The organism is Nocardia wallacei (genome assembly GCF_014466955.1).
Taxonomy (GTDB): domain Bacteria; phylum Actinomycetota; class Actinomycetes; order Mycobacteriales; family Mycobacteriaceae; genus Nocardia; species Nocardia wallacei.
Genome location: NZ_AP023396.1, coordinates 3,565,324 through 3,579,050 on the forward strand (window position 1 = coordinate 3,565,324; position 13,727 = coordinate 3,579,050).

Annotated in this window: 10 protein-coding genes; 4 read left to right on the forward strand and 6 right to left on the reverse strand. The window is 72.3% G+C overall.

Annotated features, from left to right (window positions below; translation table 11 throughout):
- Positions 1-6: 6 nt before the first annotated feature.
- Together NWFMUON74_RS35705 and NWFMUON74_RS15820 are read left to right on the forward strand one after the other, a co-directional pair.
- Entirely contained in the window at positions 7-873 is an 867-nt protein-coding gene (locus NWFMUON74_RS35705; protein ID WP_197987061.1) for a 5-oxoprolinase subunit C family protein, read from the forward strand.
- 165 nt (positions 874-1,038) lie between these two features.
- Positions 1,039-1,416, forward strand: coding sequence for a nitroreductase family deazaflavin-dependent oxidoreductase (locus tag NWFMUON74_RS15820; RefSeq protein ID WP_187688541.1), 378 nt, complete (start codon positions 1,039-1,041; stop codon positions 1,414-1,416).
- A gap of 13 nt (positions 1,417-1,429) precedes the next feature.
- Here NWFMUON74_RS15820 and NWFMUON74_RS15825 read toward each other — a convergent pair whose 3' ends face one another.
- From NWFMUON74_RS15825 to NWFMUON74_RS15850, 6 genes are all read right to left on the reverse strand, one after another.
- Positions 1,430-2,932, reverse strand: coding sequence for an alpha/beta fold hydrolase (locus NWFMUON74_RS15825; protein ID WP_232111049.1), 1,503 nt, complete (start codon positions 2,930-2,932; stop codon positions 1,430-1,432).
- 129 nt (positions 2,933-3,061) lie between these two features.
- Complete coding sequence (locus NWFMUON74_RS15830; protein ID WP_187688542.1) at positions 3,062-4,420, reverse strand: condensation domain-containing protein; 1,359 nt, start codon at positions 4,418-4,420, stop codon at positions 3,062-3,064.
- Positions 4,420-5,874, reverse strand: coding sequence for a condensation domain-containing protein (locus NWFMUON74_RS15835; RefSeq protein ID WP_187688543.1), 1,455 nt, complete (start codon positions 5,872-5,874; stop codon positions 4,420-4,422). The genes NWFMUON74_RS15830 and NWFMUON74_RS15835 overlap by 1 nt, the downstream gene beginning before the upstream one ends.
- Positions 5,865-7,349: a condensation domain-containing protein gene (locus tag NWFMUON74_RS15840; RefSeq protein ID WP_187688544.1), complete on the reverse strand. Its 1,485-nt coding sequence runs from the start codon at positions 7,347-7,349 to the stop codon at positions 5,865-5,867. Before NWFMUON74_RS15840 ends, NWFMUON74_RS15835 begins: the two co-directional genes overlap by 10 nt.
- A gap of 374 nt (positions 7,350-7,723) precedes the next feature.
- Positions 7,724-8,905 (reverse strand): PucR family transcriptional regulator, encoded by a 1,182-nt coding sequence (locus NWFMUON74_RS15845; protein WP_187688545.1) that lies wholly within the window; start codon positions 8,903-8,905, stop codon positions 7,724-7,726.
- Between the two features lie 18 nt (positions 8,906-8,923).
- Entirely contained in the window at positions 8,924-10,735 is a 1,812-nt protein-coding gene (locus NWFMUON74_RS15850; RefSeq protein ID WP_232111050.1) for an AMP-dependent synthetase/ligase, read from the reverse strand.
- 637 nt (positions 10,736-11,372) lie between these two features.
- Here NWFMUON74_RS15850 and NWFMUON74_RS15855 point away from each other — a divergent pair.
- The gene (locus NWFMUON74_RS15855; RefSeq protein ID WP_187688546.1) at positions 11,373-13,142 is read left to right on the forward strand and encodes a DEAD/DEAH box helicase; all 1,770 of its coding nucleotides are present in this window, start codon (positions 11,373-11,375) and stop codon (positions 13,140-13,142) included.
- A 188-nt stretch (positions 13,143-13,330) separates the two neighbouring features.
- A complete protein-coding gene (locus tag NWFMUON74_RS15860) occupies positions 13,331-13,699 on the forward strand; it encodes an arsenate reductase family protein (protein ID WP_232111051.1) in 369 nt (122 codons plus the stop codon).
- Positions 13,700-13,727 lie beyond the last annotated feature (28 nt).

Consider the following 13,727-nt stretch of genomic DNA (forward strand, 5'->3'; position numbering starts at 1 on the left):
GGCACTGTGGCGGCCCTGCGGGTGGTCGCGCCGGGGCTGCTGAGCACGATCCAGGACCTCGGCCGCCCGGGCTGGTTCCATGCCGGGGTCGGGGTGTCGGGTGCGGCGGACCGGCGGTCGTTCGCGCTGGCGAATCGGCTCGTCGGCAACCCGGAGTCGGCGGCGGCGATCGAATGCGCGCTCGGCGGGCTGCGGGTGGAGTTCGCGGAACCCGCGGTGGTCGCGGTGACGGGTGCGCCCGCGCCGCTGACCGTCGACGGCCGCCCGGAGGCGCACGCGTCGGTGCTGTTCCTGGCCGAGGGGCAGCGGCTGGAGTTGGGTATCGCGGCGGCGGGATTGCGGTGCTATGTGGCGGTGCGCGGCGGCATCGACGTGCCGCCGGTGCTCGGCTCGCGCAGTCGCGACACGCTGGCCGGACTCGGCCCGGAGCCCCTGGTCGCCGGGGATGTGCTGCCGATCGGCCCGCCGCCGCGCGGGTGGCCGTCGGTGGAGGTGGCGCCGGTGCCCCCGATGACCACCGGCCCGGTCACCGCGCGGGTGCGCCTCGGTCCCCGCGACGACTGGTTCCGCCGCCCCGCCGATCTGTTCGCCGGGTGCTGGCAGGTCTCCTCCGACACCGACCGGGTCGGCGTGCGGCTCGACCGCGCGAGCGGCCCGCCGCTGACCCGGATCGATAACGCCGAACTGCCGACGGAGGGCATGCCGCTGGGCGCGATCCAGGTCCCGCCGTCCGGGCAGCCGGTGGTGTTCCTCGCCGACCACCCCGTCACCGGCGGCTACCCGGTGGTGGGCACGGTGCTCGACGCCGACGTCGACCTGCTGGCGCAGGTGCGGCCGGGGCAGCGGGTGCGGCTGCGGCCGTGGACGCTGTAGCGGCGCGAATGTCGTTGCGCGACAATCCGACCGTGGGAGGGCGGCGGGGCCGCGGGCCGGGGCGCACGGCCGCGGTGCGCGACCCGGGCCGCCGACGCGGGATCGGGCGCGCGGGCGCGGCCGCGGGCGTAGCCTGTGCCGCAGGGACAGTCGAGAGGGGTAGTCATGCCGTTGCCGCACGCGCTCGCGAGATTCAACCGGCGGGTCACCAACCGGGTCGCGGGCCTGGTCGCCGGGCGCGCGCCCGGGCTGGCCGTCGTGGTGCATCGCGGGCGCAGTTCGGGACGACGGTACCGGACCCCGGTCACCGTGTTCGCGCGGGACGGCGTCTATCGCGTCGCGCTCACCTACGGCCGCGAGGTGGACTGGCTGAAGAACATCCTGGCCGCAGGGGAATTCGAGCTGGAGATCAACGGGCGCACCGAGACCGTCCGGGCGCCGGTGGTGCGGCACGATCCGAAGGCGAGCTGGGCGCCGCCCGGCGTGCGGCAGGCGCTGAGCGCGCTGGGCGCCGAATTCTACGTCGAGGCGCCGCGCGCCTGACCGCTGTCCCGCGCTACGGGTTCGCCCGGTCGGCGGCGCAGACGAGGTCGGTGGCGGGGAGGATCCCGGCGCCGTAGTAGGCGTTGACCGCGTCGTCGATGCAGCTGCTCAGATCCGGCCGGAAGGTCATGTGGATGCGGACGTCACGCAAGGTGGCCAGCCGGGACGCGGTCAGGTCGCGGTGCAGCCGGACGCCGTGCTCGTACGGGGTGCGGGGATCTCCGGTGGCTTGCAGGATCAGCGCGGGCACCGCGTTGCGCACCTCGGTCGCGGGTTCGGCGGGGCGGGGCCAGAACGCGCACGGCTGAATGTTGTTGGCCATGGCGCCGAATACCGGCTGGGTCGCGCGGGTGGATTCGATGCCGTCCCAATACCATTGCGGGTCCGTCGGTGCGGGGGCGTCGCCGCAGGCGATGAAGGCCAGTTCGGAATTCTCACCCTCGCGCAGCGCGGACAGGGTCGCCGCGAGCCGCGGGCCGCGCGCGGTGGCGGGCGGGCGGTCGGCGGCGTCGGCGATCTCGCGGACCGTGTCGGCGAGTGCCTCGTTGGAGCGGAAGTTGTTGAGCATGTTGTGCAGGATGAACGGCAGCCAGTGGTCGTCGATGCGGAAACCGTCGAGGACGATGGGTTGCCGGGCCGCGGTCGCGAGCAGATCCTCGACGGTCCGCCGCACCAGTTGCGGGGTGTCGCCGAACCGGTAGGCGTCGTCGCGGGCGGCGGCCCAGCCGGCCCAGTCGTCGAGCGCGGCTTCGTCGGCCGGGCCCCAATCCCGCACCAGCCCCGACCAATACCTGCCGGGATCAATCGCGCTGTCGAGCACGACGCGGTCGGTGTGCTGCGGGAACAGCTGGGTGTAGACCGCGCCGAGATAGGTGCCGTAGGAGACGCCGAAATAGCTGATGGTGCGCTCGCCGAGCGCGGCGCGCAGCACGTCGATGTCCCGCGCGGTGTTGCGGGTGGTGAGCTGCCGGGCGAGTTCGGGATCACCGGCCACGCAGTCGGTGGCCATGGCCGCCGCGGCGCCGGTGTCGCGCAGGAAGCCCGCGAGGTTCACGCCCGCCGAGCGCACCATCTCACCGACCGGCCAGCCGCACGGATGACCGCCGTCCGAGCGGCCGACGCCGCGCGGATCCATCCCGATGAGGTCGTACTGCGCCCGCACGTCCGGGCTGAGCACATCACCGAGCAGACCCACCGAATCCAGTCCGGCCGCGCCGGGACCGCCCGGATTCGACACCAGCACGCCGCGCCGCCGGTCCGGATCGGTCGCGCGAACGCGGGATACGGCGATCGACAAGGTGCGCCCGAACGGCCGCGTGTAGTCCAGCGGCACCCGCACGGTCGCGCACTCGGTCCCGGTGGCGTCGAGATCCTCCCGCCCGCATTCCCGCCAGTCCGGGCGCTGCCGAGAGAACCAGTCCGGCGCCTCGAGTTCCGCCACCACCGCCGCCCCCGGCACCCCCGCCAGCATCGCCCCCACCACTACGCCGACCATCCACCGAAAAGCCCTCGCCACCAACCACTCGACCTCTCACCACGGAATTCCGGCCGCCACCGTAACCGCCCGCGGAAGCTACCGCCGAGGATGGGAGCACGGGCGGCGGAGGCGACCCGCCCTACTGGGCAAGCCGGTTCGAGATGCTGGTCAGTTGCGCGCGGCCGTCCGCACGAGTTCGGTCAGCACCTCCAGAAATTCGGAGACGACCGCCTGCCCGGCGGGCGTATCCGGGAATCGGGTCCGTAGGGACAGCCCTTCGTCGGTGCGGGCGAACCACAACTGCACGTCGTCGACCGGCATGGACCGGCTCAGCTGGATGGCCTGCCGGGGCAGGGCCCGGCCGAACTCGCTGCGCGAGCCGCCGGGCAGCAGCCGGTAGTCGGTATAGGACACGCTGAACAGGCCGCGGCGATCTCGCCGGAGTTCGGTGCCCATCGATTCGAACACGGTGACGGCCGGCAGCCGTGCCAGCCGCTGCCCGGTCCGAATGGCCGCGGCCGCACCGGGAATCGTGGTGGCGAGATCGTCCCCGGCCCGGACGCGTGCGGGCGCATTGGCCACGAGCCACCCGAAAGTGTTGTGGTGGCGCGGTTCCCGCCGGGTGTGTACCGGAAAGACGAGGTCGGTGTGCCCGCCGCCGCCGAGTTTCGCCACGGTGTGCGCGACGGCCGCCAGCACGACCGCGAAGACCGAGTGGCCGTCCTCGCGTGCGGTCCGGTGCAGCGCCGCGACCGCGCCGGGCGTGAGCACCGTACGGACATCGCTTCCGGGCGTGGCCGAAATGCCCGCGGGCACACCCAGTTCGAACGGGAAGTGCGGCAGGTCGTTCCCGGCCGCGCGGAGGAACTCGTGCCATTCGCGCAGCAGGGCCGCGCTGTCCGGCGGCGGGTTCGCGGCCGCCTTGGTGCAGTAGGACAGGAAGCTGCCCGCCTCGGGCAGCCGTGCGGCGGCGGCCGGGAGCGCGGCGGGACCGTCGTCGCAGGCGGTCCGGTACAGCTCGTCGAGTTCGGTGACGGCGAGCGTGATCGACCAGGCGTCACAGACGGCATGGTCGAATCCGCAGACGATCGTCGATGTTCCCGGTCGGCTGACCGCGCCGAGAAAATACGGCGGGAACGTGAACGGCGCGCACGCCGTGTCCAGCCGTTCGCCGAGCAACCGGCGCAGCTCCTCCGGAGACGGGGCGGACACCGGCGGGCGTGGCCGGAGTCGAATGTCGTTGTCGGACACCAGCCGCAACCCCGCCGCGGGTGCGGTGAAACAGCAGTGCAGCGCGTCGTGCCGAGGCAGCCAGGCGGCGAACGCGGCCGCCAGCGCCGCCTGGTCGATCGGGCCCGGCACCTCGAAGGTGGCGGCCAGCCAGGCTGTCGGCGCGGCGGCCAGGTGCAGCAGCTGGTTGGAGGTGAGCGGAGTCGGATCGGGCACCGGGCCGGGCTCCGCCGAAACCGCCCACTCGAGCAGCGTGCCCGGCGCCACGTCGAGCCGATCGAGATATCCGAGCCGCATCAGGTCCCCTCGGAACCCGATGCGGCCGTGGCATATTCGCCGGTCGCCGCGACCGACCGCACCACCGCGCGCAACCGCTCCAGATACGCGGTGACCGAGTCGTGCGCCCGCGTGGTGTCCGGGAACATCACCGCTACGTGCACGCGATCGGCCTCCCGGTTGAACCACAGCGGCGAGGGCTGGCCGATCCGGGCGGACGAGCCCAGCCCGCGGATGCCGTGCAGGCCGGGCATCGAGCGTTCCAGCAGATCCCCGGAGATCGGGCGCATGTCCATATAGGACACCCACGGCCAGTCCCGGACCTGCGGCAGCGCGCGCCCGGCGAGTTCGGCCGCGCGGGGGAGCGCGGCGAGCAGCGGGATGCCGGTGAGCGGTTTGATCTCGTGCAGCGCGGCGCGGGCGCGCCCGGCGAGTTCGCCGAATCGCGCGGCCGGGCCGACGTCGAACGCGACCGGCAGCAGGTTGACGAACCAGCCCTGCGTGAACCGGAATCGCGGATCGGTGCGTGTTCCCAGTACATTGAGGCCCAGATAGCCGGTGCGCCCGGCGATCTCGAGTTCGGTCAGCGCGATGGCGGCGTACAGCCCGGCGGTGAACGAGCCTCCGGCCGCCGTGCACGCAGCGGCGAACTCGTCACACTGCTCGCCGGTGAGCAGGTCGAACCGCAGGCCCGTGCTGTCGCCGAACTCGCCGGGCGCCAGGCCGAGATCCCAGGGCGTGGGCAGGATCCGGTCGGCGTTGTCGGCGAGCAGGCGGGCGAGTCGTTCCACCTCCGGTGGCCGCGCGGCGATCGTGTCGCGTTCCTCCCGGGCGTACTCGGCGTAGTCGGTGGCCGGGGGCAGCGTGGGCGTGGTGCCCCCGGCGTGTGCGGTGTAGCTGTTGTACAGCTCGGCGATGGCCGTGACCAGCGAGGTGCCGTCGGAGAAGGCGTGGTCGAGACTGAGATATACGGTGAAGCCGTCGATACCGTGATCGATCGCGCCGCAGGCGAAGGCGGGCCACACGGTCGGGTCCGGCGCCTGGAAGCGGGCCGCCAACCGGTCGCGCAGCGCTTCACCCGACGCATAGGCGCCATGGACCACCGTAGCCATCGCCACGTCGGCGGGAGCCAGGTCGTGACGGGTCAGCGTCGGCCCGGTGTCGTCGAACCGGCAGCGCAGGCTGTCGTGCCGGCGCAGGAAGTCGGTGCACGCTCGGCGCAGCGCCTCGCGGTCGAGCGGTGCGGCGATGCTGAAGCACATCGACAGCTCGGTTCGCACCTCGCGGGCGACGTCCGCCGGTGCCGACTCGCGCCGCCGCCGCTGCCAGTAACGGATGTGGAACTCCTGGATGTACGACGGCGGGATCGGCGCGGGCGGCGCCGCGGCCGCGGCGGTCACCGCGGCGGGCGTGGGCACGAATTCGAGCAGTTCGCCGGGCTTGGGCAGCCAGTCGGTGAGGTGGATCATCTCCATGTCGACGCTCCTTGTCCGAGGGGAGGGGTGGTCGTGAGCAGTGGCACGTCCGCGTCGCGGGAGTAGCCGTCGAGCAAGCGGCGCAGCCGCAGCGCATGGCGGTGCGCGGCCCGGGTGGCACGGGCGGTGCCGGGATAACGCATGTTGAGCGTCACCCCGGCGGGGGTGCGCAGGAACCAGTAGAAGAACTCGTGGGCCGAGCGGGTGCGGCTGCGCAGCCACCGGGTATCGGATTCGAGCCACCGATCCGCGCCGAACATCGCGCGAATGTCCATGTAGGACAGCATGAAAGACACCTGTGGCCGCACCTCCAGGAGTTCACACACCCGCCCGAAGGGCACCGTGGCCGCGCCACGCACCCGGCGCAGTTCGGTACCGGACCGGGCCACCAGGTCGGCGAGACCGGTCGCGTCGCACTCGATCCGATACGGCGCCAAGCCGACGAACCAGCCGAGGCTGTCCGCCCACCGGGGTTCGTCGCGGGTGTGCATGGGCACGACGGTGCGGAATCGACGGGCGCCGGTGAGCTCGGCGTGGGCGGCGGCGAACGCGGCCGTCAGCACCGCGACCAGGCCGTGGCCCTGGTCGCGGGCGAAGGCGGCGGCGCGATCGGCCGCCACGGCGTCGAGGACCTCGAGGGCGAGGGTGCGCTGCGGGGCGGCGCTCGCCTCCGCACCGTGCCGATCCGGCCGCTGCGCCGGCTCGTGCCGCAGGTAGTGCACCGGGCGCCCGGCGGCCTCGGCGAGATCACCCGGTATCGGCGCGTGATCGGCTGCGCCGGTGAGGAATTCGCGCCACAGCGCCACCGCCGGGTGATCCGGACCGGCCGCGTCGGTGCGTCGCCGTTCCAGATCGCAGAAGTCGAGATAGCTGGCCGCGGCAGGGAGTTCGGCCTCGCGCCCGGTACCGGCCGCCGCGTAGAGTGCGCGCAGTTCGCCGCCGATCGAGGTGGTCGAGTAACCGTCCATCATCGCGTGGTCCGCGGCCACGATCGCGGTGAACGAGCCGCCGTGATCGATCGTCACGCACAGGTGCGACGGCCAATCCAGCGGAGAGGTGCGTTCGTCGAGCAGCTGGTGCACGAGGCGGTAGGCCGACATCGCCGAGGCCGGGCGGCCGGCGTCGGCCGCCCGGATCGCGGCGCGGCCCGGCGGTAGGGTGTAGCGCGCGGTGCGCCCGCCCTCCACCGCGACGTGACTGCGCAGCACCTCGTGCCGGTCCACCCAGGCTGCCAGCGCGGCGGCCCAGGCCCGGGCGTCCAGGCCGCCGTCGATCCGCAGCACCTGACCGAGCCAGCAGTGCCGCCGAGCGCGAATCCGGTTGTGCTCGAGCGCCTCTCGCAAATGCTGCTGATGGTTGTAGGACACCGCGCGGCCGTCGCGGGGCCAGTCGGCCCAGTGCGTGTCCGCGGTGGCCAGCCATTCCGTCACCCTGCCGGTGCGCAGCGGATAATCGGCCAGTTCGATGAATTCCATGAACATCCCTCATCCGATGTGTCAGAAAATTTCGAACGGAAGTTGTTTTCCGGTTCGTCGCGGAAAATGCCGACACGCACGTCGTGCCGTGCTCCGATGGTCTGAAAATCCCGGTGACCTCGTCGTTCGCCGGAATGCGGATGACTCTAGGACATTCGCCCAAGGCTCGTATCGGTGACGTCGGTCACCGTAAAGAATTGGCTTGTGAAAAGAGGCTAGTTATCTTCTGGCGAATTCCGGACATGCGGCCGTTGTTCTGCCTGTATGACACGTCATGTTGACGGCTTCGAGTTGCATTCAGGTGATTCGCCGCCTGGCTGACGACCGGAATTCACGTGGGCGTCGCCGAATTTTTACGGCCGCCGGGCGACGGGTCAGGGCGCGAACGCGGCGGATTCGAGCTTGCGGGCGATCCGGGCGGCGGACAGCGTCATGGCATCGGTGGGGCGGTGCGGGTCCAGACCGGTCAGTTCGTGCACCCGGGCCAGCCGATAGGTGACGGTATTGCGATGGATGTTCAGCTGCCGTGCGGTGGCGAGCTGATTGAAGCCGCTGTCGACGAACGTTTCCAGCGTCTCGGCGAGCAGCGGCTGTTCGTCGAGCGGCGCGAGGATCGTCGCCAGTCCCGGCCGGGCCGCGGCCCCGGCCGCCACCATGTACTCGAACTGCAGATTCTCGCGGCGGCACACCGACTCCGGCCGATCCAGGCAGCGGCCCAGTTCGGCGAGGGCGCGGGCCTCGGCGAACACGGCCGGGACGGCGGAGCGGCCGTGGGCGGCGCCGACGCCCACCCAGAACCGGGGTGCGTGCGCGGCCGTGCGTGGCGGCAGGCGGCCGGACAGGTGTGCGATGGCCGCCGAGCCGTCGTCTCCGGCCCGCAGCGGCACCAGCGCGGTCCAGCCGCCGCTGTCCAGGCGCAGCAACACCCCCGGGATCGATTCGATGCGGTGCCGCAGCTCGGCGGGACCGGAACCGGCCCGGCCACCGGTGCCGAGCCGGAAGACGGCGACCAGGAATCCTTCCGGCACCGCGAGCACCGGCTCGTCGGCCCACTGCGCCGGGTCCCGGCCGGTGAGCAGCGCGTCGGCCAGGGTGCGCCGGCGTTCGAGCAACTCCCAGCGCGGGTCGTGGGCGCGTCGCACGCAGGCTGCCGCGATGCGTTCCACCACCAGCGTCACGTACCGCAGCAGCGGCAGCGCGGCCTCGGCGAGCAGTTCGCGTTCGGCGCCAGCGGTCGCCGCGCACAGCCGGTCGTAGAGGAATTCGGCGCCCTCCCGGTAGCGGCCCAGCACCTCTTCGAGGGGCTCGCCGTCGCGGACGCGGCCCACGGCCAGTTCCACCAGTTCGCGCGTGGCCTCCTCGCCGGGTTCCTCGCCGCGCTGCAGGAAGTCGAAGAACAGTTCGATGTTCAGGGTCGCGCCGCGCTCCCAGCCGGGCATCACCAGCGAGCGCGGAATGCTGCGATAGGGCGGAATCGACGCGGAGAACTCCCGCATCAGCACACCGGCCCGCCGGTACAGGGCTTCGAGGGCGCGGTCCCGGGTCGGCGACTCCACGGCTTCCTCCGTCCGGGCCTATGGGGTGTACAGGGATTCGATGGTATCGGCATACGCTGCGGCGATGGGCTTGCGGCGCAGTTTGCCGGTGGGCGTGAGGAAGTCGCTGCCGGGCTCCCAGACCTCCGCCAGCAGCGCGAATCGCTTGATCTGCTCCACTCGTGACAGCCTCGTGTTGGCCTCGGCCACGCCCGCCTCGACCGCGCCACGGACCCGCGGATCGCGGGCGAGCGCGGCGATATCGGTGCCGGGCAGCCCGTGGCGCGCGGCGAAAGCGGCGGCCAGCTCCGGGTCCAGGCAGATCAGCGCGGTGTTGTACGGGCGGCCCTCGCCGATCACCGCGACGGTCCCGGCCAGCGGGGTGTGCGCGGTGATGGTGTTCTCGATGGTGGTCGGCGACATGTTCTTGCCCGCCGCGTTGATGATGAGTTCCTTCTTGCGGTCGACGATGCGCAGGCATCCGTCGGGGTCCGATTCGCCTATGTCACCGGTGTGCAGCCAGCCGTCGGCGTCGAGCGCGGCGGCCGTGCTCTCGGGGTCCCCGCGATAGCCGCGCATCACCATCGCGCCGCGGATCAGTACCTCGCCGTCGTCGGCGAGCCGGACCTCCGCGCCGGGCAGCGGCGTGCCGACCGTGCCGATCCGGATGTGTCCGGGGCGCGTCACCGTGGCGCCCGCGGTGCATTCGGTCAGGCCGTACCCTTCGCACAGCGGCAGGCCCAGTGCCAGGAAGAATTCGTGGGTGTCGCCGGGAATCCGGGCCGCTCCCGTGACGGCGATGCGCACCCGGTCCAGGCCGAGGCGGGCGCGGAGGGTGGACAGCACGAGCCGGTCGGCGAGCCGATAGCGCGCGGTGTCCAGCAGCGAGGGGGCGCGGCCGTCGGAGACCGCCCGGGCGCGGGCCCGGCCCACTCCGATCGCCCAGCGGGCCAGTGCGCGGCGAACGGCGCTGGGCTCGGCGGCGAGCCGATCTTCCAGGGCCGCTTTGACTTTCACCCAGACGCGCGGCACGCCGAGGAAGACGGTCGGCCGCACCTCGAGCAGCGCCTCGGCGACCTCCCGCAGCTCGGGGACCGTGGTGATCCGAGCCGCCTCGAGCAGATTGAGATAGTGAGCGAACCAGCGATTGGCCGCGTGCGCGTCGGGCAGATACGACACCACCCGGTCCTCGATGCCGCCGCCGCCGAATTCGTCGACGACGCGGGCGTTCTCGATGAAGTTGGTGTGGGTGAGTTCGACGCCCTTGGGCCGGCCGGTGGTGCCGGAGGTGTAGACGATGGTGAGCAGGTCCTCGGGAGCCACGGCGCGCCAGGCGGTGTCGAAATCGAACTCCGGAGCCTCGGTGCGCTCGACCGCGGCGAGGCCGATCGTGCCCGGCGGCGTGCCGTCGACGCAGACCACGTGCTCGACCCGGTGTCCCGCGGCGGCCGCCTGCTCGACCGCCGCGAGCACCTGCGGCACGAACCGCGTCTCGCAGATCACCACGCTGTTCCCGGCGTTGCCGAACTGGTACGCCAGTAACTCCGGCGGATTGGTGTTGTACACCGAGAACGGGGTGGCGCCGGTGTGCAGAACGGCGGTGTCGCACAGATGGAACTCGGGCCGGTTGGTGAGCATCAGCGCCACCGTGCCGCCGCGGCCGACGCCCAGCGCGGCCAGCCCGGTGGCGATGGCGCGTACGCGGGAACCGTACTCGCGCCATGTGATTCGCACCGCGTCGCCGCGATCGCAGACGGCGACGACGTCGGGATAGCGGGCGACATTGCGCTGGAACGCCTCGCACAGGGTGCGCGGGCGGGCCGCGTCGCCCGCCACCGTCGATGAACTCACAACACACCCCTGGCTCGCGAAGATCGCGCGGCCACGACGGTGACCGCGATGTCGATCTCCAGCACAGCGCGGACCCGGGCGGGCCGGTACCGGCAATCGGGCGGCTCGGCAGCGGCGGGTTTGTGCACTGTGCACCAGCGGCGTGCGTTCGCGGGCAGAACTCGCCGGGCGGCTTCCGGTCCGTGCCCGCCGTCGCCCTGTAATCTCTGGAATCCCATCGTGACCTCGAGTGCCCGGCCCGCGGCAGGTCTGCTTCTTCCGTCCAGCGGCCCGCTGCTCGGCATTCCGATTTCGCGAAAGTTGTTGTGCCACAACGGTTTCACGTGAAACAAGATCACGACTCGGCAGGGTCGTGCGTGCCGTCCCGGATCGGCCCGGCGTGACGATGGCGACACCCGGTCGTGGTCCCGGCAAGCCTCGAGCTACACTATGGGCCAGGGTGTGACGCACACCCGGCGTCGTAGATTGCTATCCCTACGCTCCAGCGCCCAGCTGTGTGGCACCGGCTTTCCTTGCGGCGATACCGATATTGCCCATCGGCAATTTCGCCACCGAGTGCCCCGGCGCGGATCCGCATCACGCTGCGCGACGCGGGCACCCTTGCCCGAAAGACACTGCAATTCCTGTGAATTCATCGATGTCCCCGAGCGGATCGACCGCTCCCTCCTTCGCCGCGCTCGGCGTGCGTGACCCGCTGGTGCGGGCGCTGCACCGGGCCGGTATCACCGAACCGTTCCCGATCCAGGCCGACACCCTGCCCGACACCCTCGCCGGGCGCGATGTGCTGGGCCGGGGCAAGACCGGCAGCGGCAAGACCCTGGCGTTCGCGATCCCGACCGTGGCGCGGCTGGCCGGCGAACTCGCCGGGCGTCGCCGTCCGAACACCCCGCTCGGGCTGATCCTGGCACCGACCAGGGAACTGGCCACCCAGATCGCCGCCGCGCTGGAGCCGCTGACCGCGCCGTACTCGATGCGGGTGACCACTGTGTTCGGTGGTGTGCCGCAGCATCGGCAGGTGCGCGCACTGCAGGCCGGTGTCGACATCGTCGTCGCCTGCCCCGGGCGACTCGAGGATCTGATGCGGCAGCGGCTCATCGCCCTCGACGCCGTCGAGATCACCGTGATCGACGAGGCCGACCACATGGCCGACCTCGGCTTCCTCCCGTCGGTGACCCGCATCCTCGCCGCGACGCCGGCGGGCGGGCAGCGGCTGCTGTTCTCGGCGACTCTCGACAATGGGGTCGACAAGCTGGTCGCGCGGTTCCTGCCGAAGGCAGTGCTGCATTCGGTGGACGAGGCCAATTCGCCCGTCGCCGCCATGACCCACCACGTGTTCGAGGTGGGCAGCCAGGAGGTCAAGAAGGACCTCGTGCACAAGCTGGCCTCCGGCACCGGCCGCCGAATTCTGTTCATGCGCACCAAGCACCAGGCGCGCAGGCTGGCCAAGACCCTGACCGCCGCCGGTATCCCCGCGGTCGACCTGCACGGCAACCTCGCCCAGGCGGCGCGCGACCGCAACCTCGCGGTCTTCGCGTCGGGCGACGCCAAGGTCCTGGTCGCCACGGATGTGGCCGCCCGCGGCGTGCACGTCGACGACGTCGAACTCGTCGTGCACGTGGACCCGCCGGCGGAGCACAAGGCATACCTGCATCGCTCGGGCCGCACCGCCCGCGCCGGGAGCACCGGCGACGTGGTGACCATCGTGCTGCCCGAACAGCGCAAGGATATGGCGGCGCTGATGCGCAAGGCCACCATCTCCGTACAGCCGCAACGGGTTACGGCCGAGTCGGCCGCGGTGGCCGGGCTGGTCGGTACGGTCGCTCCGCTGGTCACCGCCGTGCCCGCACCGCGGCAGGCATCCGGACCGACCGGTCCGGGCCGAGGGCCTCGGGGTGACGGTGCGGCAGGACGCCGCCGCGGGCCCGCGAGTGGGGAGCGGGCCGCCGCCGGCGAGCAGCGTGGCCGCCGTGGCTCGTCGCCGAAGGGCGAGCGGCGCGCCGACGTGCACGCCGAGACCCGCGGCCACGGCCGACCGGCCGGGCGTGGCGCCGGAGCGCCGGCGGCGGGTGAGCAGCGCGGTACGCGCAACGGCCGCGGCGCCGAGGCCGCCGACCGAGGCCGCGGCAACCCGAGCGCCCGATCCGACTACCGCCGCGGCGGCTCCGCGTCGGACCACGGCCGCAACGGCGATGTCGCCCAGCGGCATTCGGGTCGCCGCAGCGAGCACACCACCGGGTCGGCTCCGGCCGGGAGCGGCCACGCCAGCCGCCGCCAAGGCCAGTCCACCGGCACCACCCCCCGCGCCACGACCCGTGCCACCGGTCGCGGCGCATCCCCCGCGGGCAGCACCGGCGGCCTCGCCGGTTTCTCCCGCACCAACGGCGGCGCCCGCCGCCGCCGCGGCTGACGCCCCCTCACCCGGTCACGCGGCCAGTGCCGGTCCACCGGCACTGGCCGCGTGGTTTGTTGTGGGTGTGGCCGCGTGGTTTGTTGGTGGCCGCCCGTCGACCGAGGCCGCGGTGATCATCGGCGGCGGGGGACGGAGGTGGTGAGGACGCCCGGGGCGGGCGGGGTGTCGCTCGGTATCGTTCGAGCATGGCAGGAGAGCAGATGGAGATCTGGCACAATCCGCGGTGCACGAAGAGCCGGGCGGCGAAGGCGGCGCTGGACGAGGCGGGCATCGCCTATACCGAGCGCCGGTATCTCGAGGAACCGCCGGGGGTCGAGGAACTGCGCGCCGTGCTGGGCAAGCTGGGGCTGGAGCCGTGGGACATCACTCGCACCGGCGAGGCCGAGGCGAAGGAACTGGGCATGCCGGGCTGGTCACGCACGCCCGCCGACCGCGAGCACTGGATCGAGACACTGGCGCACCATCCCAAACTCATACAGCGGCCGATCATCGCCACCCCGGACGGTCACGCGGTGGTGGCGCGCGACGAGCAGACCCTGAAGTCGGTGCTCTAGTGTGCGAGCACGGTTGCCGCGCAACGCA

Excerpts from the sequence above, each read along its gene's own strand:
- NWFMUON74_RS15820 (WP_187688541.1), top strand. The coding sequence starts at position 1,039 with ATGCCGTTGCCGCACGCGCTCGCGAGATTCAACCGGCGGGTCACCAAC.
- NWFMUON74_RS15830 (WP_187688542.1), bottom strand. The coding sequence starts at position 4,420 with ATGCGGCTCGGATATCTCGATCGGCTCGACGTGGCGCCGGGCACGCTG.
- NWFMUON74_RS15835 (WP_187688543.1), bottom strand. The coding sequence starts at position 5,874 with ATGGAGATGATCCACCTCACCGACTGGCTGCCCAAGCCCGGCGAACTG.
- NWFMUON74_RS15840 (WP_187688544.1), bottom strand. The coding sequence starts at position 7,349 with ATGGAATTCATCGAACTGGCCGATTATCCGCTGCGCACCGGCAGGGTG.
- NWFMUON74_RS15855 (WP_187688546.1), top strand. The coding sequence starts at position 11,373 with ATGTCCCCGAGCGGATCGACCGCTCCCTCCTTCGCCGCGCTCGGCGTG.
- NWFMUON74_RS15860 (WP_232111051.1), top strand. The coding sequence starts at position 13,331 with ATGGCAGGAGAGCAGATGGAGATCTGGCACAATCCGCGGTGCACGAAG.